The following is a 19,784-nucleotide window of genomic DNA, read 5'->3' as shown; positions in this document are numbered from 1 at the left end:
CACGTCCCGTCTACAGTTCTGGGACGGTCAGGTGGAACGCATCGTTGCGGTCCTCGATGAGACAGAGGTGGTAGCCGGATTTCCGGCCCACCTTCACGAAACTCTCCTTGTCGTTGCGGCTGAGGAAGCCGCCGCCGCCCGTCTCCTCGCTCGCCGTCTCTAATGCTGCGGGCTCGAAGAACGACGACGTGACGTACATCGCCGCGCTGAGTTCGTCGGCGCCTTCACGAACCGCGGTCGCATCGTCGACGAGCGTTCCCATCTCCTCACCAGTCACAGGTTCACGCTCGGCATTCAACTCCGCGACCACCAGCGGGTCTCCCATCCGATCCCGGAGCACAACGTCGAACGTCCGCGACGTGGCGCCGTCATCGGTATCGACGGCAACTGTACCATCGAGTTCCGCGCGGTCGACGTCCGGTAACGCCTGATAGAGGTTCGAAAGCCCGTCGGTGTGGCCGGCGTCCCGAATCTCAAAGGGCAGCTCCCGGACCGCCCACGAAACGAATCGGTAGGCCGCCGATGCTTCGAGGAACGACTCGTAGTCCTCGCCGTCGACGGTCGCGTCCGCTGCCTCGAATTGCGTATGGTGCTCGATGCGGAGGTTCTCGTTCACCGCATCGAGGTCCGTCTCCGGTCCGAGATCGTCGAGCGTCGGCTTTCCTTTCGACCCGTACCGTACAAACAGGTTCGTCCCGGACAGCGCCGCCGCCGGCGCAAGGTCCGTCTCCGATGCTACGTCCTCGCCACCAGCGGCTTCCAGTTGTGCTTCGAGTTCGTCGGCGCGCGTCTGCAGTTCATCGCGCTCAGCTTCCAGCGTCTCCACGCGCTCGCGGAGGTCCGACCGCTCGGATTCCAGCTCGTCGACGCGCTCGGCAGCCTCTTCGAGTTTCTCGTCGCGTTGCTTGACGGCGCGCTTAAGCTTCTCGACGGTTGAGCGGGACTGCTTGCCCTTACTCTTGGCCGTGCTACTTGACTTAGCCCTCGACTTCGTGCTCGTGGACGACGACGTCGACTGCTTGGCGCTCGCGTTCCGGGACGCCGACTGCGAGCGTGTTGCGCCCCCATCAGTGGATTGGCTCTTCTCGGGGGCGAGCGTCGGCACCGAGCTGGCGTTGCGCCACTCCTCCTCCTGGTCGAAGACGCCCTCCTCGCCAGCCGCGCGTGCCGCAGCAGCCTCGGCGTCGGTCGGCTTCTCGCTGCTCGCCTCCGACTGCTTCGTCGCTGCTTGCGCGCGTGGGTCGGCTGCTTCGGCAGCATCTGTTGACGCTTCGGCTGCCTCGGCACTACCTGTCGACGCTTCGGCCGTATCAGGTGCTTTGGACGATGAATCTGATGCCGTCGCAGTATCGGCAGACGTGTCGGTTGCCGGTGCCGACTGAGGGCTCCGGGTGGCGGTCGGTTCAGACTCGGCAGCCTCTTCGGCGGACTCGTCACCGGATTCACTCGGCTGCGTCCGCGATTCCTCAGCTTCGTCGGTGGTTTCGTCGGGCTCTGCGTCGTCGGATTCTGGCTCGTGGGTGCTCCCTGCCGCGCCTGCCGTCGAAGTCGGCTGGTCTTCGGCTTCCGGGAGCTCCGTCACGTTCACGGGGGATTTCTTGACCTCGTAGACGCCGACCTCATCGTCGGCGAGCTCGAAGGCCTCGTCGCCCGTGATGAGTTCCTCACTGGCACCGACGAACGCCGCGCTCATCGAGCGGCCGCCGTAGTAGACGACGTAGTAATCGCCGGAGAGAACGTTCTCGGAGAGCTCGATATAGCCCGTAAAGCTCGCGTTCTTCAGGGTGTCGGCGGCCTCCGACAGCGGCGTGTCATTCGTGTAGTACTTCGCCTGCGTCTCGCCGCCGCGCTCTTGCATCGAAAACAACAGCGCGACGCTGGGATGGGGTGCCTCGTACACCGTCCCGGATGCGTCACCGAAGTCCTCGACGTCACCCTCGTAGACGCCGATGACGCGGCCGTTCAACATGAACAGCCACGTGCCTTCGGTAACGACCGCTCCCGAAAACTCCTGGTCCGCGAGGCTGTGTAGCTCGCGGAATCCGCCCGAGAACGGCCGGGAGTCCCAGGACTCCACCCGCTCGACCGTGTGTGCCTGCATACCCACTGGAAGGCAAGGCGCGCGTATAAGACTTTCCGGGCGGACGGACGCCCTACGTGCGTCTGACGGCGACGAGCCCGTGAGAAGAACCCTCTATAGCTTGCCGGAAGCGTCGTCGGCGAGCTCTTTCATTCGCTTGCTGAGCCGACCGGCGTTCGAGAACTCATCCTCGCTCATCGCCGCGGCTAGCGCGTTCCCGAGCAGGAACACGGCGTGTTTGTGCTCGCTCTTGGACTTGTGGACGTGGGAGGGATCAACTTCGAGTTCCTCGTACGCCCGGAAGGCGTTGTCGTCGACGTTGTCGAACTGGAGGAACTGGTCTTTGATCTGCACCATCTGTTCGTGGAGGTCGAGGAGCTCGTCCTTGTGCATGCTTAGTTAGGGTAGGGAATTCGGGCGTTTAAGCGTTGTCTGCGACAGCGTACCACGCCCGTCACGCAGACGACGCGACGGGGTGGTGTGTGGGCGCGCCGGCCGCCCGCTCGGTCTAGAAGACGTACTCGTCCTCGTGACCCATCATGCCGCCCTCGCTTTCGAGGCCGGCTCCCTCCTCTTCCTCGGACGGGCCGCTGGTCTTGTATGCGCGAATTCCCGACGACAGCAGCTGTTCGACGGCCTCCTCGCGGCTGACGAACTCCCCCTGTTCGACGAGCTGTGCAATCTGCATCTCGATCTGGTCCGGGATGTTGACTTCGATCTGGGGCATCGTTCTGGGCGGGGCTTCGCCGCCACCGTTCTTAAGCCTGACGGGGGCGGATTCGGAGCGTTTTCCGGGCTGAGCCCGCAACTCCGACGATTCTCGAAACCGGCAGCGCAGCCCCGAGTCGGTAGGAATAGGTGGCCGCGGCCCCTATTCGAGGGTATGACTGTCGTGGACGTCACGGACCTCTACGAGGAGTTCGGGGACGACCGACTGCCGCCCGGCCAGCGCGAGACGTCAAAGTTCCCCGTGCTGTCGAAGGGCGGGACGCCGAACTGGGATCGCGAAGACTGGACGTTCACAGTGACGGGCGCCGTTGAGAACGAGCTCTCGTTGTCCTACGACGAATTCAGGGATCTCGAGAGCGTCACGCAGCGCCAGGACTTCCACTGCGTCACTGGCTGGTCGAAACTCGACTGCGAGTTCACGGGCGTCACGTTCCCGCGCCTTGCGAACCTTGCGGGCGTCGACGAGGACGTGACGACGGTGATGTTCCACGCGCTTGACGGCTACACGACGAACCTTCCGCTGGAGGACTGCATGCGCGAGGAAGTCCTGTTTACGTGGGAGTTCGATGGCGAGGACCTTCCCCGCGAACACGGCGGCCCGCTGCGCGTCGTTACGCCCCACAAGTACGCCTACAAGGGCGCGAAGTGGGTTGACGGTGTGGAGTTCCTCACGGAGCCCGAACGGGGCTACTGGGAGAAGCGCGGCTACTCGAACACCGCTGATCCGTGGGCCGAAGACCGGTACAGCTAATCGCGGCCCTGCGGTCCGAAGGGTGACCTATTCCTCGCCGTTCACGGCGCGGCTTCCCACGGTACCGCGCCGCTGAGGTGGGCTATTTGGTGGTTTACAACCCGGTCGGCATGACAGGCCGATGGCGGGGCCACACCGCCGTTACTCCTATCCCGGCAGGGGACTCGGAGTTATCTTGGGTGAGACACCACAGCCCTTCGAGAGAGCATCTCGAACATCCTGAGTCTCCGAAGTCCCGATATTATCCGATTACGTGGGCGGTCATGCCGCCTCAGCGTACGTCATGCAACCACAGCGTTCGAGTTAAATACCCGAATTCCTGGCGAGCATGGATTTGACATACGTTGTCGGATTCACGCCCGCCCCGAAGGACGGGATTCTCTCCTCGAAAAAAGATAGGCTATTTAGTCGCAGCGTCCTGAACCTCGAATAATGAGTTCTCTGTCCGGCGAAGCGGCCGCCCGCGGGGCGGTCGTGAGCAGGAGCTGCCGGGTGGCCGACGTCTCCTATCGGGCGTTCCTGGCGGCACGGGGCGCGCCCCGCATCCACTGGGCGGACCCGGACGGCCTCGAACTGTCCGGCGTCGGCACCGCCGCCACCGTGACGGCGTCCGGCGACAATCGCTTCGACGCCGTCCGCGAGTGGGCGACCGCGCTGTTCGACGACACGGACCACGACGGCCCCGAAGTTGCCCGCCCCCGACTACTCGGTGGGTTCGCGTTCCACGACAACCACACCCCCGCCGGCACGTGGACCGGGTTCCCCGCCGCGCAGTTCGTGCTCCCCGAAGTCCAGTTGGCGAGCGCAGGCGAGGAGACGTGGCTGACCGTCACGCGAGCAGGCGAGGACGTCGACCCCGCCGACGTCGAGGCGGCGCTCGAGGACGCCCGCGAGGAAATCGAGTCGCTGCCCGCGATGCAGCCGAGCGGCCCCCGGCCCGGCGTCGAATCGACTACCCCCACGAGCGACGAGGCGTCGTGGCGCGAGCAGGTCGAGCACGCCGTCGAGCGCATCGAAGCCGGCGACCTCCAGAAGGTCGTCCTGGCGACCGCACTGCGCGCGGACCTCGCGGGCGACCTCGACCCCCGCGACCTGCTGGAGCGCCTCCGGCAGTCGTATCCGTCGTGTTTCCGCTTCCTCGTGGAGCCGACCGGCGACGCAGCGTTCCTCGGTGCGACCCCCGAACTCCTCGTGACACTCCAGGACACCAGCGTGGAGACGGTTGGGCTCGCGGGCTCGGTCGGTCGCGGCGACACGCCCGAAGAGGACGCCGAACTTGCCGCACGGCTGCGGGACAGCGAGAAGATCCGTCACGAGCAGCGCCTCGTCACCGACACCATTGCTGCCCAGCTCGGCGCGTTCGGCGACGTTTCCGTGGGCGATCGCAGCGTCCGCAAGCTCTCGAACATCCAGCACCTGAGCACACCGATTACCGCGGACGTGAGCGAGGACACGCACGTGCTCGACGTCGCCGAAGCCCTGCACCCGACACCTGCTGTGGGTGGGCTGCCGCCGGATGCGGCGCTGGATGTGATTCGGGAGACTGAGACGTTCGACCGCGGCTGGTACGCCGCGCCCGTCGGCTGGTTCGACGGCGACGGCGACGGCACGTTCGCGGTCGGCCTGCGATCGGCGGTCGCCCGGGACCAGACGGTGACGATGTTCGCGGGTAACGGCATCGTCGCGGACAGCGACCCCAGCGAAGAGTGGGACGAGGTCCAACTCAAGTACCAGCCGATTCTGGACGAGGTCCGCCAATGAGCGCGCCGAACCGGAACACGCTATGGGCGCGCGCCGCCGTGGAGGAACTCGTTCGCGCGGGCGTTGACGCCGCCTGTGTCTGCCCGGGGAGTCGATCGACGCCGCTGACCGTCGCGCTCGCCGAACACGACGACATTCACGTGTTCTCGCACCTTGACGAGCGGTCGGCGGCGTTCTTCGCGCTCGGCCGCGCGAAACGAACCGGCAAACCCACGCCCGTCGTCTCCACGTCCGGCACTGCGACCGCGAACTTCCATCCCGCCGTGATGGAGGCCAATCAGGCGCGCGTTCCGCTGCTCGTCCTCACGGCCGACCGTCCGCCGGAACTCCGTGACTCGGGCGCGAACCAGACCGTCGACCAGACCAAACTCTACGGGGACGCTGTCCGCCACTTCCGTGAACTCCCCGAACCGGAGGCCGACGACCGCAAACTCCGCTCGCTGCGGACGTCGATATGTCGTGCCGTTGGTGAGACGACCGGCGCGAACCCCGGTCCCGTCCACCTCAACATCCCGTTCAAGAAGCCGCTGGAACCCGTGGAAGTCCGGGGCGACGTGCCCGAGGACTTCGCCGACGAGCACCCGCTGGCCGCCGAGGGCCGCGACGGGCCGTTCGTCGACGTCCACCAGAATCCCGCGGCACCCGACGACGCAACCCTCGACGCACTCGCGGAGGCCGTCAAATCCGCGGACCGCGGGCTCGTCGTCGCGGGCCCGGACGACGCGCACGGCCTCGCTATTGACGCCGCCGCAACGCTGGCCGACGCAACCGGCTTCCCGGTGTTCGCGGACCCACTCTCGGGGCTTCGATTCGGCGAGCACGTCTCCGACTCCCACATCGTCGGCGGCTACGACGGCTTCCTCGCCGCAGACGACACACCCCTCCCTGAGCCCGACGTTGTCCTCCGCTTCGGCGCGTCGCCGACGTCGAAGCCGCTGCGCACCTACCTCCATGATAGTGACGCCCGCCAGTTCCTCGTCGACCCCGCAGGCGGATGGCGCGAAGCCACGTTCACCGCGTCGGACCTCGTGGTTGCAGACCCGACCGAGACGGCGCGCGCGCTCGCCGAGCGCGTCGACCGCTCCGCGAGCGACTGGACAGACCGCGTCGCGGCACTCGAAGCCGACTACTGGAACGCCGTCGACGCCTTCGAGCGCGAGACGCTGCTAGAGGGCGACGTAGTTGCCGCGGCGACCGACGACGCGCCCGGCCCCGCTACCGTAATAGTCTCGAACAGCATGCCGGTCCGCGACCTCGACCGGTTCGCGCGACCGCGAGGCGCCGAGTTGACCGTACTCGGAAATCGGGGCGCCTCCGGCATCGACGGCATCACGTCGACGGGACTCGGCGCTGGCAGCGCCACTGACGACCCGCTGGTCGTGATTACGGGAGACCTCGCATACTACCACGACGCGAACGGCTTGCTCGCGCTCGACCGCTGCGACGTGGACGCGACTATCGTCCTCGTGAACAACGACGGCGGCGGCATCTTCCACATGCTTCCCATCGAGACGTACGACCCGCCGTTCACGAGCCAATTCAAGACGCCCCACGGCCTCGACTTCGAACCGACCGGCGACGTCTACGGTTTCGAGTTCGCATGCGTGGAGACGCTTGATGGGTTCCGAGACGCCTACCGGGAGTCCGTTGGCTCGCCAGGCACGCAGGTTATCGAAGTCCAGACGGACGCCGAAGCCAGCCACCGAGAGCGCGAACGCCTCGCCGCCGCCGTCGAACGCAACCTCAACGACTAAGGAACTCGACGCAGCACGTCGGTTCGATGCCCTCCACCACGACGCAACTCGCCGTCATCGCTGCACTTGCTGGTGTGCTCGGACTGCTGTACGTCGGCGCAATCGCCAACGAAATCGTTGTCGGCCTCGCGGTCGCGCTCGGCTGCGCGGTTGTCGCTGTCCTCCTGTACGCGGGCGGGACGAACCGCGAGACCGTCGCCGCTGTGACGATGGGCGCGACCGTCGTCTACGGCGTGTTCACGCTCCAGTTCCCGACCGCGGTCGTCGCGGCCTGTGTCGTCTACCTCACGCTATGGGTGACCGACCCCGACGGTCCCTTCGACGCGTCCCCACCGTCGGTCATCCCCGAGCGCGTGCTCGACGACGCGTCCAAGGAGTCCGCTGAGGAGGCCGCCGAGTAAGGAACCTTTTTGCGCCGTCCGCGCCCGATTTCGGGTATGGTCTCGGACATCTTTGACGCCGACCGGTGGGAGCCGGTCGCGGACTGCGACTTCGAGGACATCACCTATCACCGCGGCGTGGACGTCGACGCGGTCCGCATCGCGTTCGACCGCCCCGAGGTCCGGAACGCATTCCGCCCGGGCACCGTCGACGAACTCCACGAGGCGCTCGACCACGCGAAACGCCAGACCGATATTGGGTGTGTGCTTCTCACGGGGAACGGCCCGAGTCCGAAGGACGGCGGCTGGGCGTTCTGCTCTGGCGGCGACCAGTCGGTGCGTGGCGAGTCCGGCTACGAGTACCGCGGCGAGGACGAAGCCGCAACCGAGGAGGACGAGACGGTCCAGAAGGCGAAAGCGGGCCGCCTCCACATTCTGGAAGTCCAGCGTGCGATTCGGTTCATGCCCAAGCCTGTGGTCGCGGTTGTCCCGGGGTGGGCAGTCGGCGGCGGGCATTCCCTGCACGTCGTCTGTGACATGACGCTCGCCAGCGACGAGCATGCGAAGTTCCTCCAGACGGACCCTGACGTCGCCTCCTTTGACGCTGGCTTCGGGTCAGCGTACCTCGCCAAGCAGGTCGGGCAGAAGAAGGCCCGCGAGATCTTCTTCCGCGGGAAGACGTACTCCGCTGAGGAAGCCGAAGACATGGGGATGGTCAACGAAGTTATCGCCCACGAGGACCTCGAGGACGTCGCCCTGGAGTGGGCCGACGAGATGGCGTCGAAGTCCCCCACCGCGATGCGGATGCTGAAGTACGCGTTCAATATGGCCGACGACGGCCTCGTCGACCAGCAAGTGTTCGCGGGTGAAGCCACGCGCCTCGGCTACATGACTGAGGAAGCAAAAGAAGGCCGCGAAGCGTTCATGGAGGGCCGCGACCCAGACTTCTCTGATTATCCCTGGTACTACTGACCGTCACCCGTGGACTGTTCGGCTCGCTCGCCGCTGAACGGGTCGACAAACGGCGACGCAGTGGATTCTTCGGGTGGCTCACGTGGGAGCGTGATACGGAACGTCGACCCTTCGCTGCCGGTTTCGAGTAGTTCGACGGTTCCGCAGTAGTGCTCGACGAGTCGCGCAACCAGATACAGCCCGAGGCCGTGGTCGGCGGCCCGGCGCGACGGCCGCTCGAATAACGTCGGGATGTCCTCCTCTGGGAGGCCCGGGCCGTTGTCTTCGACGTCGACGGTGACAGTGTCCTCGTTCACGCGGCTGCGAACCCACACCTTCGGTGGGTCGCTGTCGTTGTGCTCGACGGCGTTCGCCAGCACATTCCCGAACACCCGCGGGAGCAGGGCGTCCGCGTGGACAACCGCCGTTTCCGGAAGGTCCGTCTCGATGACCACGTCCTCGTGGAGATCCGAGAGCTTCTCGAGTTCCTCGTGGAGAATCGGTACGACATCAACCCGCTCGAAGTCCGCGCGTTCCTCGGTGGCGTGCAACAGCACGCGGACGTCCTGCACCACTCCTGTCACCTCGTCGCTCTTTCGGCGTATCGTCTCGCTGTGTTCGTACCCGGACGTCCCTTCCTCGTGTTCGGCTTGCAGAAGGTCGGCGTAGCCCGAGATGACGTTCGCGGCGTTCAATACCTCGTGGCGTAGCAGGCTGTTGAGGTAGTCGAGGAGGTCGCGCTGGACTTCGAGGTGTTCGGCGCGGACGGCGTTGCGTTCGGCTACCGTCGCTTGCTGGATGGCCCGCGCCTCAGTCACGCCGATGCCGACTCCGAGACCGGCGCCAACCGCGACAGCCCATCGCAGCCACGCGACCAGGGTTTGCGTTGACTGGACTGGGAGGACGGTCATCAGTGCGACGTTTAGTCCGACGGCGGCGGCGGTACCGGCGACCGTCCACCACCAGACGCGAGTGTAGCCGCTGGGCTCGATGGTGCTTCGGTCGAGCCAGTACCCTGCGTATGCGATACCTACGACGAACGGCGCCATCGTGAGCGCGCCGACGAGGAACTCGCCCGCGAACAGGAGTTGTGTTCCTTCCACGAACTTGCCGTCGCGCAGGCGGACGACGCCCTCCACGACGACAAACATACTGAGCGTGACAGCAGTAGCGACTAACCGCTCCGGAACCGAGTCCGCTGAACGGAGCGGAAACGCACTCATTCTCTTTACTGACTGACCCGTGCGGCCATAAATTCACGGTATCGTCAAAACTGCCACTGTGCAGGCGTCACACGTTGGCAAACATCTACACTGCACCCGGGTTTCGGTCGGGCGGTGAGACGACGAGTTTTTCAGTGAAACCCCGCTCGGCTTGGTCAAGATGTACGGAGCCGTGCTACGACGACCGAGCGACAGCGCTCGCCGTCGCGCACACGATAGCCGCGAAGCCGACGCTGCGACCGTCGTACCATTCACATGACCGCTGGCTTCTGGTACCTGCTCGGCCTCGACGAGGCGACGTGGCCCGAGCGCGCGCTCTTCGGCGTGACGATGGCCGCGATGATTGCGCTCGCAGCCTTCGGGTTCGCTCGCCCGAGCGCGCTCAGCACGGCACTCAACGGTGCCTTCGAGTGGGTCCTTACGTACTTCGGCTGGTGGTTCATCCTGCTCGGGTTCGTGTTGCTGTTGCTCGTGCTCGGAGTTACGTTCTCCCGGTACGGACGCCTGCGCATCGGCGGCCCGGACGCCGAACCGGAGTTCGACACGCTCTCGTGGCTGTCGATGGTGTTCACCGTCGGCTTCGGCGCGTCCATCCTCATCTGGGGCGTCGGCGAACCCATCTCCATCGTCCAGAATCCGCCGCCGCAGCCCTACCCCGTGGAGGGCGCGTCCATCGAGTCGCTGGCGCTGGCGTTCATGTTCGTCCACGAGGCGTTCCCCGGCCTGGCGATGTGGTACCTCCCAGTCGCGCTCGCGTTCGGCATCATCGTCTACACGCAGGGCGTCGGCGAGTACAAGATCTCCTCGATGCTGTCGGGCATCGTCGACCCCGACTCGTATCCGGGCTTCCACTGGGCGGTCGACCTCGCAGCGATCGTCGCCAGCATCGGCGGCATCGCCACCACACTCGGGTTCAGCTCGCAGACGATGGCCGCCATCCTCGGCGGCGTTTTCGGCCTAGAGGCGAACATTCTCACGTACGGGATATTCGCGCTCATCGGCGCGGTGTTCCTCACGGACGTCTGGCTTGGTCTCCGTAAGGGCATCCGGAACGCCGCCCGCGCAACCATGCTGTTCATCGTCGCCGCGATGGCGCTGCTGGTGGTCGTCGGGCCGACGCTGTTCATCTTCGAACTCGGGCTTGACGCGACGGGCGTCTGGCTCGGCAACATGACGCGGCTGATGCTGTACACCGACCCGATGTCCGCCGGCAACTGGGCCGCCAACTGGACCGGCTTCTGGTGGGCGTGGTGGGCGGCATGGAGCATCTTCGTTGGGAGCTTCGTCGCACGCGTTTCGAAGGGCCGTACCATCCGCGAGATGTTCGTCGTGCTCGTCGTCGCGCCCGCGTTCCTCTCGTGGCTCCAACACCTCATCCTCGGCGGCTGGGTGCTCTCTCCGGGGTACATCGGCCCCGTCAGTGAGGCGTGGGCGGCTAACGGCATCCCCGCCGCGATCGTCACCGCGCTGAACATCACCCCGTACGGCACGGTGCTGGCGGTGCTGTTCGTGTTCGTCATCGCGGGCTACATCATCACGTCGCTGGACTCGGCGGTGTTCATGATTTCCGCCATCACGCTCGGCGACGAGGACCCCAATGCCCGGAACCGCGCGTGGTGGGGTGCGCTGCTCGCCGGGTTCGGGATGATGGCGCTCGAACTGGAGAGCTTCCAGGCCATCGAGGCGCTGTCGCCGATACTCGCGTTGCCGTTCACGGTGTTCCTCGTGGCGATCGTCTACGCGAGCTACGTCGCTGCTCGCGACTACGCAGAGGGCCACGACCGCGTCGACGTCGACCCGGGGTCGCTGCTCTCCGAACAGGACCGCGCGAGCGACATCCAGCCAGCTGACGACGACTAAGCCGCGCTGTCGACTGGCCCACTAACGCTCTCCGTCCCCGAAACGACCACGCGGATCCCTTTTTCGTACTCCGTGTCGAGACTCGCCGACCAGCCGTGCACGGCCGCCAGCATTCGGACGTTCGGCAGCAGGATGCCGGCCTCCGAGTCCGGGACGGCGCTCCCGTACTCGAAGAACTCCGCGGGCTCTGTGTCGCCGGGCGGCTGGCCGTCGCCCGCGATTGCGAACCAGTCGTCGCCGCGCTCGACGGTCACCTCGCTGGCACCGTTGTGTGCGGCGAACGCGAACGCGCTCGCCAGCAGTTCGCGGAGCCGGGTTGGGTCCGCGATCACGTCGTCGTCTCCCTCCATGGACAGGGATAGGTCGTCGACGTCGGCGTCCGCCCACGCGTCCTCGACGGCGTTCGTGAAGTCGACGCGCTCCGTGTCGCCGAGCGTCTTGCCGTGGCGTGCGAGCAGCGAGAGGTCCTCGACGATGCTGGACATTCGGTCGGTCGTCGACGAGGCCGTTTGTAGCGACTCGCGGGCGGTCTCGACGTTCCCGCGGTCAAGGGCGTTCCCGGCGATGGTGACGCGCCCACCGATTATCTGGAGTGTGTTCAGTAGTTCGTGGCGGATGGCCGCGGCGAATCCTTCGAGTTGCTCGTTGTGTCGTTCGAGTTCGCGGCGCTTGCGTTCGGTGCGCGTGACGTCGCTGAACACGACCATGCGGCCGATGTCCGACTGGCCCAGGGAGAACGACGTGTCCGACGCGAGGTAGTAGCGCGTCTCGCCGTCGACGGCGCGCTCCACGACGGGATGGTCGTCGCTCAGCGTCTCGGCGACCTCGGGGAGGACGTCGTCGAATGGCTGGCCGGTCGCGCCGTCGAGCGCGGCGAAGAGGTCGCTCGCGCGGCCGTTGTACTCGCGGATGCGGTTGTTGGCGTCGAGGTAGACGATTGCGTCGTCGACGCCGTCGGTGAGTTGGACGGCGAGGAACTCTGCTTCGTAGACGTAGAGCACGCCGAGCGCGAACGCTGCGACGCCTAATGGCTCGTAGTTGATGTCAACGAGCAGTGGCGACGCGAAGCCAACGACGTCGAGCGCGACCGGGAGTGCGGTGACGCCGACAAGCGCGCCCAGCGGCCGCGTGTCGTAATCGGCTTGGAGGAACAACTCGAACAGCATGAAGAAGCCGACGGCGACCAGCGCGTACGACAGTCCCGCGACGAGCCAGTGAATGGTGCCGTGCTGGATGGCGAGGTGCGGGAACGGCGACTGGACGGGTATCGTCGTGAAGTAGAGGCCGTGGACGTGGTTGGTGAGTTTCACCGTGACGATGCCGACGTATGTGGCGACGGCGGCCCGACGGTAGGTGGTGTTGCGGTGGAACGCCCGCCCGGTGTACGCCGAGCAGAAGTACAGCCACGCGCCCACCGTCGAGAGTCCGACGACGAGGCTGAGGTCGTAGGCGACGTATTTCAGGAACGGCGAGGGCGCAACGAGGAAAGCGAGTTCGAACAGCGCCCAGCCGCCGCTTCCCGCGACGACGCCGGCGAGCCCGCGGCGTGTGTCGGTGTCCGCGACTTGGAGCGCGCGCCGAAAGCCGACCACACACCCGACGACGGCCGCACCGAATGCGCCGACGTACGCCAGAAAGACTGGAGATAGCGCCATCCCTTCGAAAACGTCGCTTCACCGACTTATACGTCCGCCTTGCGGCGGACCATACGGGGTGGCGGCGACGGCTGGGACCGCCACCGCTATGGGCGCGCTCGCCCAATCCCGGGACATGACCGATACGGCTGACGTCTCTCGGCGGGAGGCGTGGCTCATCGCCGCGCGCCCGCACACGCTCCCGGTTGCGGCCGCTCCTATCCTGGTCGCGGCTGGGCTTGCGGTCCGCGACGGCGTGTTCGCGCCGCTACCCGCGTTCGCCGCGTTCGTCGGTGCCGCACTCATCCAGATCGGCACGAACTTCGCGAACGACTACTATGACGCCGTCCAGGGCGCCGACACCGAGGAACGCGAGGGGTTCACGCGCGTCACCGCCGGTGGCCTCATCGAGCCCGGTGAAGTGAAGCGCGCGATGTACCTCACGTTCGCCGCCGCCATCCTCGTCGGCACCTACCTCGTCTGGGTGGGCGGCGTCCCCATCCTTGTCGTCGGCCTCGTGAGCGTCGCCTCCGGCATCGCGTACACGGGCGGCCCGTACCCGCTTGGCTACCACGGCCTCGGCGACGTCTTCGTGTTCATCTTCTTTGGCGTCGTCGCCGTCACGGGCGCGTACTACGTGCAGGCTGCCGCTACACTCGCTGCCGGGATTCCGGTCGGCATCCCCGAGGGCTCGGTGACGCTGGCGTCGGTCGTCGCGAGCCTCCCTATCGCGGCTATCGCGACGAATGTTCTCGTGGTAAACAACGTCCGCGACCGCGAGGAGGACGCGAAGACCGGCAAGCGCACGCTCGCCGTCCGCTTCGGCTACACGTTCTCCCGGATTGAGTTCGCGGCGATGCTGGTGCTCGCGTACGCCGTGCCGGTGTGGTTTTTCGTACGCACCGGCGAAGTCGCGGTGTTCCTGCCGTACCTCTCGCTCCCGCTCGCCGCGCGCGTCACGAAGACCGTTTTCACCCGGACCGACGGTGACGCACTCAACCCGGCGCTCACGCGCACCGGCCAACTGCTTGCGCTGTATGCGCTCCTGTTCGGCGTCGGCCTCGGGATATGATTCGGCGCTTCGCGCTCCCACTAGACTACGCGCTTGAGACAGCTCACGGCACCATCGACGAGCGCCAGGGTTTCCTCTTCGCCCGCGACGGTGGGGTCGGCGAAGCCACGCCACTCCCGGGCTGGACAGAGCCACTGGACGCCTGCGAGCACGCTCTCGAAGCCGCCGAGAACGCCGAAACTTGGAATGACGCGCTCGCTGCTTGCGAGGACGCGCCTGCTACCCGTCACGCCGTCTCGCTGGCGAAACTCGATTCCGAGAGTCGGGACGCGAACGTCTCGCTCGCTCGCCATCTCACAGAGGACCCTGCAGCGTCAGTTCCGGTGAACGCGACGGTCGGCGACGGCTCCCCCGAGAAGACCGCCGACGAGGCACGAGCAGCCGCGGAGAACGGCTTCGGCACGGTGAAAATCAAGGTCGGCGCGCGCTCTCTGGACGCGGATATCGAACGCCTCCGCGCCGTTCGAGACGCGACCGATGCGACGCTGCGCGCGGACGCGAACGGCGCGTGGACGCGCGAGCAAGCCCGGAAAGCCTTCGACGCGTTCGACGATCTCGATGTCGAGTATGTCGAACAGCCGCTTCCCACAGACGACCTCGCGGGGCACGCCGACCTCTGTGGCGGCGAGGTTGGTGTCGCGCTCGACGAGTCGCTGACCGAGCACGCACTCTCGGACGTGCTTGACGCCACAGACTACGTCGTGTTGAAGCCGATGGCACTCGGAGGCGTAGACCGCGCGCTCAATGCCGCTCGCGACGCCCGTAGCGCAGGTGTCGAACCCGTTGTGACGACGACTGTTGACGCCGTCGTCGCGCGAACTGCCGCCGTCCACCTCGCCGCCGCGATTCCAGACGTGCCAGCCTGTGGGCTCGCGACGGCCGACCGACTCGCCGAGGACCTCGCGGCCGACCCAGCGCCCGTCGAAGACGGACGGATTCGCGTCCCCGAGTCGCCCGGACACGGCGTCAGCGTCGACCTCGCGGAGGTGACCCCGGATGCGTGACGCCATCGCGCTCCAAACGCGGAGCAACCCCGATGCGACTGCATTTGTGGATGCCGCGACCGATTCATCGTGGACGTTCCGCGACCTCGACGCTGACATCGAGGAGACCGCGGGACGACTTGCCGCGTGTGGCGTCCAGCGTGGCGACAGAGTCGCGGTGCTGATGGAGAACCGTCCGGCGTTCGTTCGGCTGGTGTTCGCGTGCGCTCGGGTCGGTGCGGTGCTCGTGCCGCTGAATGCGCGGCTCGCGACGCCCGAGCTCCGCGCGCAAGCGGAGCGTGTCGGGCCCGCGCTCGTCGTCTGTGAAACTGGGACTGTGGATGCGGCACGCGAACTCCCGGTGCCGGCCGTGAGCGTGGACGCCAAGGGAGACGTCGAGCACGTCGGTGCGCGCTCGCCGGAGAGTTTCGAGCCCGCGGACCTCTCGTGGACGGACACGCGCGCCATTATGTTCACCTCGGGGACGACGGGTAACCCAAAGGCTGTCCGGCTGACGTACGCGAGCTTCGCCGCGAGCGCGGTCGCATCGTCGTTCCGCTTGGGCGTGCTTCCCGAGGATAGCTGGCTGTGCCCGCTGTCGCTGTACCACATGGGCGGGCTTTCGGTCGTCCTTCGATCAGCGCTGTACGGGACGACAGCAGTGCTCACGCGCGGCTTCGACGCTGACGACGTCCACGAGGCGCTCGCTGAGTACGGCTGTACGGGCGTCTCGCTCGTTCCGACGATGCTCGACCGGCTACTCGACGCGGGCGCGGTCCCCGCCAGCCTGCGGTTCGCACTCGTTGGCGGCGCACCGACGCCACCCAAACTCGTCGAACACGCGCTCGATGCGGGCGTTCCCGTCTGCCCGACGTTCGGGATGACCGAAACCACCTCGCAGGTCGCAACCCTGCACGCGACGGACGCCCGCGACCGCCCGGACAGTTCAGGGCGGCCGCTGCTCGGCACCGACATCACCGTCGTCGGTGAGGACGGTGAGGTCCTGCCGGTGGGCGAGACAGGGGAGCTCGTCGTCTCCGGGCCGACGGTCACGCCGGGGTACCTCTCCGCGGACGCGAACAGCGAGCGGTTCTGCGAACACGGCCTCCGCACGGGCGACTTCGGATTCGTCGATGGTGATGGCTTCCTCCATGTCGGCGGCCGGCAGACCGACCAAATCGTCACGGGCGGCGAGAACGTCCACCCCGAGGAAGTCGCGGCTGTCCTCCGCGACCACCCGGACGTCGCAAATGTCGCCGTCGTTGGCGTACCCGACGACGAGTGGGGTGAGCGCGTCGCTGCGCTCGTCGTTCCCGGAGACGACGGCGTAACTGATGCCGGCCTTCGAGAGTTCTGTGAGGACCGGCTCGCGGGCTACAAACACCCGCGCACGATTGCGTTCGCCGAGGCGGTGCCGCGAACCGCGTCGGGGACCGTCGACCGGGAGGCCGTTCGGGCGAGACTGGCCGACGAGAACTAAGTGCGCGCGGGCCGTAGCCGGATGCGTGTGTACGCTGGCATTTGCGTGGCAGGTCTACGACGACGCGCCGCTCGTGGTCGGGGCGAACCGCGACGAAGCAGTCGGCCGGCCGTCCTCGCCGCCCGCCCTTCGCGGCGCGAATCCCGAGGTGCTGATGCCCAGAGACGAGGAAGCCGGTGGGACGTGGCTCGGCGTGAACGAGCACCGCGTGTTCGTCGGTGTAACGAACCGCGACGCCGATCTCGACGGCGAGCGCTCTCGCGGGCTGCTGGTTACTGACGCGCTCGCCGCGGGGTCGGCCGACGACGCTATCGGCACCGTCGAACGCGGGATTGCTAACCGCGAGTACGCGGGGTTCAATCTCGTTATCGCGGACGAACACGAATGCGTGCTCTTGGAGTGGGACGGCGTGTTGCGGACGCACGCGTTCACCCCCGGAACGCATGTCGTCGTGAACGCGGGCTTCGACGACGACACCGAGAAGTCGCGCTCAATCCGCGATGCACTCCGTGGCCACGATAGCGCCGACGCGTGGCGAGCGGCTGCGCGGACGGCGCTGCGCGACCACGAGACCGGCGCGTGTATTCACCGCGACGGCTTCGGCACGCGGTCGTCGTCGCTCGTGACGATATCTGCGGACGGTGAGGTAACCTACCAGTTCGCGGACGGCCCGCCCTGCGAGTGCGACTTCCGGCACGTAGACAACCAACTTTAAACCGCGCGCACACCCTGTTTCGTACATGAGCGCCGAAGCCACCGAGTCGGACCTCTCGGAGGACGAGCGACAGGGGCTGGAACTCGTTCGAGAGACGCGGGGAGTCCACCAAAGCGAGTTCTGGAAGGAACTCGACGTCTCCTCGCGGAAGGGCAGCCGCATCGCGTCGAAACTCGAAGAGAAAGGATTCGTCGAGCGCGAGGAGACGGTCCACGAGGGCAACACCACCTACCTCATCACGCCCGTTATCGACGAGCGCTCCCTCGACTTCACGCTGCTGATGGCCGGCGAAATGCTGTCGCCGTTCGTCGGCGAAGAAGAAGTCGACGCCCAAAGCGACGCCTTCTCGCAGTGGATCATGAACCTCGCCTACGAGGACCAGATCGAGCCCGAGTCAGAGCCTGAACCCGAGCCGGAAAGCGAATTCTAGGTCGGGCCTCCGTTCGCCGTTATTCGCTCGCGGAGTCCCGCGCAATCACCAGCGCAACGCCGTCTTCTGTTGCGTCCGCTTCCGTCTCGTACAGAGACACGAGCGCATCCACAAGGTCATCCGGAACATCGGCGCGCTCGCGGATGTCCACCCAGACGCGCTCAGGCACCCGGAGGATCCACGTGTCCGGCCGACGTTCGACGAGCGGGTCGTCGCGGAACGCTTGGCGCCACTCGTAAACGAGGCCATCGACAGACCGACTGGGGAAGTCATCGAGAGTCGCCTGCACGGATTCCACGGCCTCACGGAGCGCGGGCTCGGGGACGCCGCTGTCGGAAGCGACGCGCGCAACCGTCTCGTCGTCGAACAGGAGCATAGCTATGCGTTCGAACGCAACGAGGAAAACCCACCGTCCAGCGGCGGGATCTGTCGGCAGTTAGTAATCGAGGTCGTCGGTCGTTGCATCGAGAACGAGCACACTACCAGCACCGATGACTGCCGCGACGAGGACGCCGCCCACGCTCGCCGCTCGCAACGCGAATTGAGATAGCCGGCGCTCGGAGCGCGTCCATTAGCACGACGAGAAAACTCCGACCGGGTTCCGCGGTCTATAATGTATCATTACACTGTTAACGTGCTTCAAGACACATTTAGTGTATCCACAATATGGCGGATTTTCGTGAAGACTCATTCATTTCAAGGTGTGATTTTCCGCTGTCGTTGGTTCGGGATAGGGAGAATCATCACTAAACTATAAGGTTCGTCGTTTTATAATTATAAAGATATGTTTGAGGGAATTCCGAGTCCCACGACGAACGGTTTGGAATCGGAGCCCAACTCGCTGCAGTGCTGTTTTGAGATGTCGGGTATGACGGCGAGAAACACGACGTCGAAGACGCCGTGTTTCTCGCGGAGTTCCTGCGGGAGCCGTTCAGTCAATGGTTTTTGTCCCTGCAAATAGCCGTACTTGCAGGAATTTATTTGAGACGGGATTGACGGCAGCGTACATCCGGTACTGCCGATCGTCGATGCGGATCACCGTTGCGTCAACCAAAAATTACCGAGCCTCACTTTTCTGCCTTAACTGAACACGACTGCATAATGGGCACTGTTCAGATTAGGATTGACGAGTGAGGCAGACATATCTCTAGGCGTCCATCCCGCAAATCGGATGCTTCAGCGGTAGTAATGACTGGATTGAGTTATATTTTATAGAGCGGGAAGAAACACCGTGCGAGCTGATGAAATTCGGCATCCATCCACACTTCCTGTCTCTTTCAGATACAGTTTCAATTCTCGATAAATTTTGTGTCAAGCGTGCTCTCTCATCCGTCCATAATTAGCTGGGAGAAAACCGGCATACAGTCGACTGTAGGAAAGAGCCCGGATCACGCTGCAATCGACGAAACTGTGATCCAACTCAATAACCGACGCTACTGGCTGTATGCTGTCGATCCAGCAACCAAGCAATACCTCCACGTCAGTGTTTTCGTCGTGAACATAAGCTCTCACGGAGATGTTTCTCCGTGAACCCCGCGAGAAACATCACGTCACCAAGGCGACATCCTTAGTTGATAGAGCGCCGTGGCTGCAGGCTACTCTCCATCGCCACGATCTTCGCTTCCAGTATGAAACATCTGGGAAGTGGAATGCCGCCGAACGTATATTCAAAGAATAAAACGTCACGACAACCAGCTCACAAATAATTTCTGTCACGCTGATCCAGCAACCTTCGGAACTTGGCTCCAAACCACCGCCTTCATCGAAAATCACTCAATCTGAACAGTGCCCTCTCGCTCCACAAAATCAAACTCAACTCAGTCATTATTCCCGTTTGGTCGGTTGGTTTCTGGCCTGAATCACTAATAAATCGCACCGCCTCATTCTTCAATCCTAATCGGAACTGTGCTTCAACACCTTACGGCGCAGGATCTCAGTGCAGTTCTACTGATTGGCATCCTTCTAGGTGTCATCCGTTTCT

18 protein-coding genes and 1 pseudogene are annotated in these 19,784 nt (G+C 65.1%); 12 read left to right on the top strand and 7 right to left on the bottom strand.

All coding sequences use genetic code 11. From position 1 onward, the window contains the following. Nucleotides 1-10: 10 nt before the first annotated feature. The 3 genes from LPA44_RS05980 to LPA44_RS05970 form a co-directional block, all read right to left on the bottom strand. A complete protein-coding gene (locus LPA44_RS05980; protein ID WP_230888678.1) occupies nucleotides 11-2,101 on the bottom strand; it encodes a DUF7527 domain-containing protein in 2,091 nt (696 codons plus the stop codon). A gap of 93 nt (nucleotides 2,102-2,194) precedes the next feature. Continuing rightward, nucleotides 2,195-2,473: a UPF0058 family protein gene (locus tag LPA44_RS05975; RefSeq protein ID WP_230888677.1), complete on the bottom strand. Its 279-nt coding sequence runs from the start codon at nucleotides 2,471-2,473 to the stop codon at nucleotides 2,195-2,197. A gap of 115 nt (nucleotides 2,474-2,588) precedes the next feature. Then, the gene (locus tag LPA44_RS05970) at nucleotides 2,589-2,807 is read right to left on the bottom strand and encodes a DUF7120 family protein (RefSeq protein ID WP_059056697.1); all 219 of its coding nucleotides are present in this window, start codon (nucleotides 2,805-2,807) and stop codon (nucleotides 2,589-2,591) included. 156 nt (nucleotides 2,808-2,963) lie between these two features. On the opposite strand from LPA44_RS05970, the gene LPA44_RS05965 reads away from it, so the two are divergent. From LPA44_RS05965 to LPA44_RS05945, 5 genes are all read left to right on the top strand, one after another. Continuing rightward, nucleotides 2,964-3,560, top strand: a complete 597-nt coding sequence (locus LPA44_RS05965) for a sulfite oxidase-like oxidoreductase (protein ID WP_230888676.1) — start codon at nucleotides 2,964-2,966, stop codon at nucleotides 3,558-3,560. Nucleotides 3,561-3,992: 432 nt separating this feature from the next. Next, nucleotides 3,993-5,321 carry an isochorismate synthase gene (locus LPA44_RS05960; RefSeq protein WP_230888675.1) on the top strand — a complete coding sequence of 443 codons (1,329 nt, stop codon included), beginning with the start codon at nucleotides 3,993-3,995 and terminating at the stop codon, nucleotides 5,319-5,321. Next, nucleotides 5,318-7,075, top strand: a complete 1,758-nt coding sequence (gene menD / locus LPA44_RS05955) for a 2-succinyl-5-enolpyruvyl-6-hydroxy-3-cyclohexene-1-carboxylic-acid synthase (RefSeq protein ID WP_230888674.1) — start codon at nucleotides 5,318-5,320, stop codon at nucleotides 7,073-7,075. Before LPA44_RS05960 ends, menD begins: the two co-directional genes overlap by 4 nt. A gap of 26 nt (nucleotides 7,076-7,101) precedes the next feature. Further along, nucleotides 7,102-7,476 carry a hypothetical protein gene (locus tag LPA44_RS05950; RefSeq protein ID WP_230888673.1) on the top strand — a complete coding sequence of 125 codons (375 nt, stop codon included), beginning with the start codon at nucleotides 7,102-7,104 and terminating at the stop codon, nucleotides 7,474-7,476. Between the two features lie 36 nt (nucleotides 7,477-7,512). Beyond that, the gene (locus LPA44_RS05945) at nucleotides 7,513-8,427 is read left to right on the top strand and encodes a 1,4-dihydroxy-2-naphthoyl-CoA synthase (RefSeq protein WP_230888672.1); all 915 of its coding nucleotides are present in this window, start codon (nucleotides 7,513-7,515) and stop codon (nucleotides 8,425-8,427) included. On the opposite strand, the gene LPA44_RS05940 is transcribed toward LPA44_RS05945, so the two are convergent. Further along, nucleotides 8,421-9,557 carry a sensor histidine kinase gene (locus LPA44_RS05940; protein ID WP_230888671.1) on the bottom strand — a complete coding sequence of 379 codons (1,137 nt, stop codon included), beginning with the start codon at nucleotides 9,555-9,557 and terminating at the stop codon, nucleotides 8,421-8,423. The two genes, LPA44_RS05945 and LPA44_RS05940, sit on opposite strands and share 7 nt — an antisense overlap. 327 nt (nucleotides 9,558-9,884) lie before the next feature. Between LPA44_RS05940 and LPA44_RS05935 the strand changes: the two genes are divergently transcribed. Beyond that, nucleotides 9,885-11,489, top strand: a complete 1,605-nt coding sequence (locus tag LPA44_RS05935) for a BCCT family transporter (protein WP_230888670.1) — start codon at nucleotides 9,885-9,887, stop codon at nucleotides 11,487-11,489. Here LPA44_RS05935 and LPA44_RS05930 read toward each other — a convergent pair. Further along, on the bottom strand, nucleotides 11,486-13,144 hold the full coding sequence (locus LPA44_RS05930) for a histidine kinase N-terminal 7TM domain-containing protein (protein WP_230888669.1): 1,659 nt from the start codon (nucleotides 13,142-13,144) through the stop codon (nucleotides 11,486-11,488). The genes LPA44_RS05935 and LPA44_RS05930 overlap by 4 nt on opposite strands. A gap of 115 nt (nucleotides 13,145-13,259) precedes the next feature. Here LPA44_RS05930 and LPA44_RS05925 point away from each other — a divergent pair, with 115 nt between their 5' ends. Genes LPA44_RS05925 through LPA44_RS05905 form a run of 5 tightly spaced genes read left to right on the top strand, consistent with a single transcriptional unit; the run spans nucleotide 13,260 to nucleotide 17,803 of the window. Beyond that, on the top strand, nucleotides 13,260-14,195 hold the full coding sequence (locus tag LPA44_RS05925; RefSeq protein WP_230888668.1) for a 1,4-dihydroxy-2-naphthoate polyprenyltransferase: 936 nt from the start codon (nucleotides 13,260-13,262) through the stop codon (nucleotides 14,193-14,195). Beyond that, nucleotides 14,192-15,199 carry a mandelate racemase/muconate lactonizing enzyme family protein gene (locus LPA44_RS05920; RefSeq protein ID WP_230888667.1) on the top strand — a complete coding sequence of 336 codons (1,008 nt, stop codon included), beginning with the start codon at nucleotides 14,192-14,194 and terminating at the stop codon, nucleotides 15,197-15,199. The genes LPA44_RS05925 and LPA44_RS05920 overlap by 4 nt, the downstream gene beginning before the upstream one ends. After that, on the top strand, nucleotides 15,192-16,658 hold the full coding sequence (gene menE, locus LPA44_RS05915) for an o-succinylbenzoate--CoA ligase (RefSeq protein ID WP_230888666.1): 1,467 nt from the start codon (nucleotides 15,192-15,194) through the stop codon (nucleotides 16,656-16,658). The genes LPA44_RS05920 and menE overlap by 8 nt, the downstream gene beginning before the upstream one ends. A gap of 25 nt (nucleotides 16,659-16,683) precedes the next feature. Next, on the top strand, nucleotides 16,684-17,373 hold the full coding sequence (locus LPA44_RS05910; RefSeq protein ID WP_230888665.1) for an NRDE family protein: 690 nt from the start codon (nucleotides 16,684-16,686) through the stop codon (nucleotides 17,371-17,373). Between the two features lie 25 nt (nucleotides 17,374-17,398). Continuing rightward, the gene (locus LPA44_RS05905) at nucleotides 17,399-17,803 is read left to right on the top strand and encodes a helix-turn-helix transcriptional regulator (protein WP_230888664.1); all 405 of its coding nucleotides are present in this window, start codon (nucleotides 17,399-17,401) and stop codon (nucleotides 17,801-17,803) included. Between the two features lie 19 nt (nucleotides 17,804-17,822). Here LPA44_RS05905 and LPA44_RS05900 read toward each other — a convergent pair whose 3' ends face one another. Continuing rightward, a complete protein-coding gene (locus LPA44_RS05900; RefSeq protein ID WP_230888663.1) occupies nucleotides 17,823-18,179 on the bottom strand; it encodes a hypothetical protein in 357 nt (118 codons plus the stop codon). 398 nt (nucleotides 18,180-18,577) lie between these two features. Beyond that, nucleotides 18,578-18,742, bottom strand: a complete 165-nt coding sequence (locus tag LPA44_RS05895) for a hypothetical protein (RefSeq protein WP_230888662.1) — start codon at nucleotides 18,740-18,742, stop codon at nucleotides 18,578-18,580. A gap of 218 nt (nucleotides 18,743-18,960) precedes the next feature. Here LPA44_RS05895 and LPA44_RS05890 point away from each other — a divergent pair. Next, nucleotides 18,961-19,585: pseudogene (locus LPA44_RS05890) on the top strand (IS6 family transposase). Nucleotides 19,586-19,784 lie beyond the last annotated feature (199 nt).

The organism is Halobacterium sp. KA-4 (assembly GCF_021028995.1).
In the GTDB taxonomy this organism is placed as follows: Archaea; Halobacteriota; Halobacteria; order Halobacteriales; family Halobacteriaceae; genus Halobacterium.
Note: the sequence above shows the minus strand (reverse complement) of the source record. Positions and strands in the feature narration are given on the sequence as shown.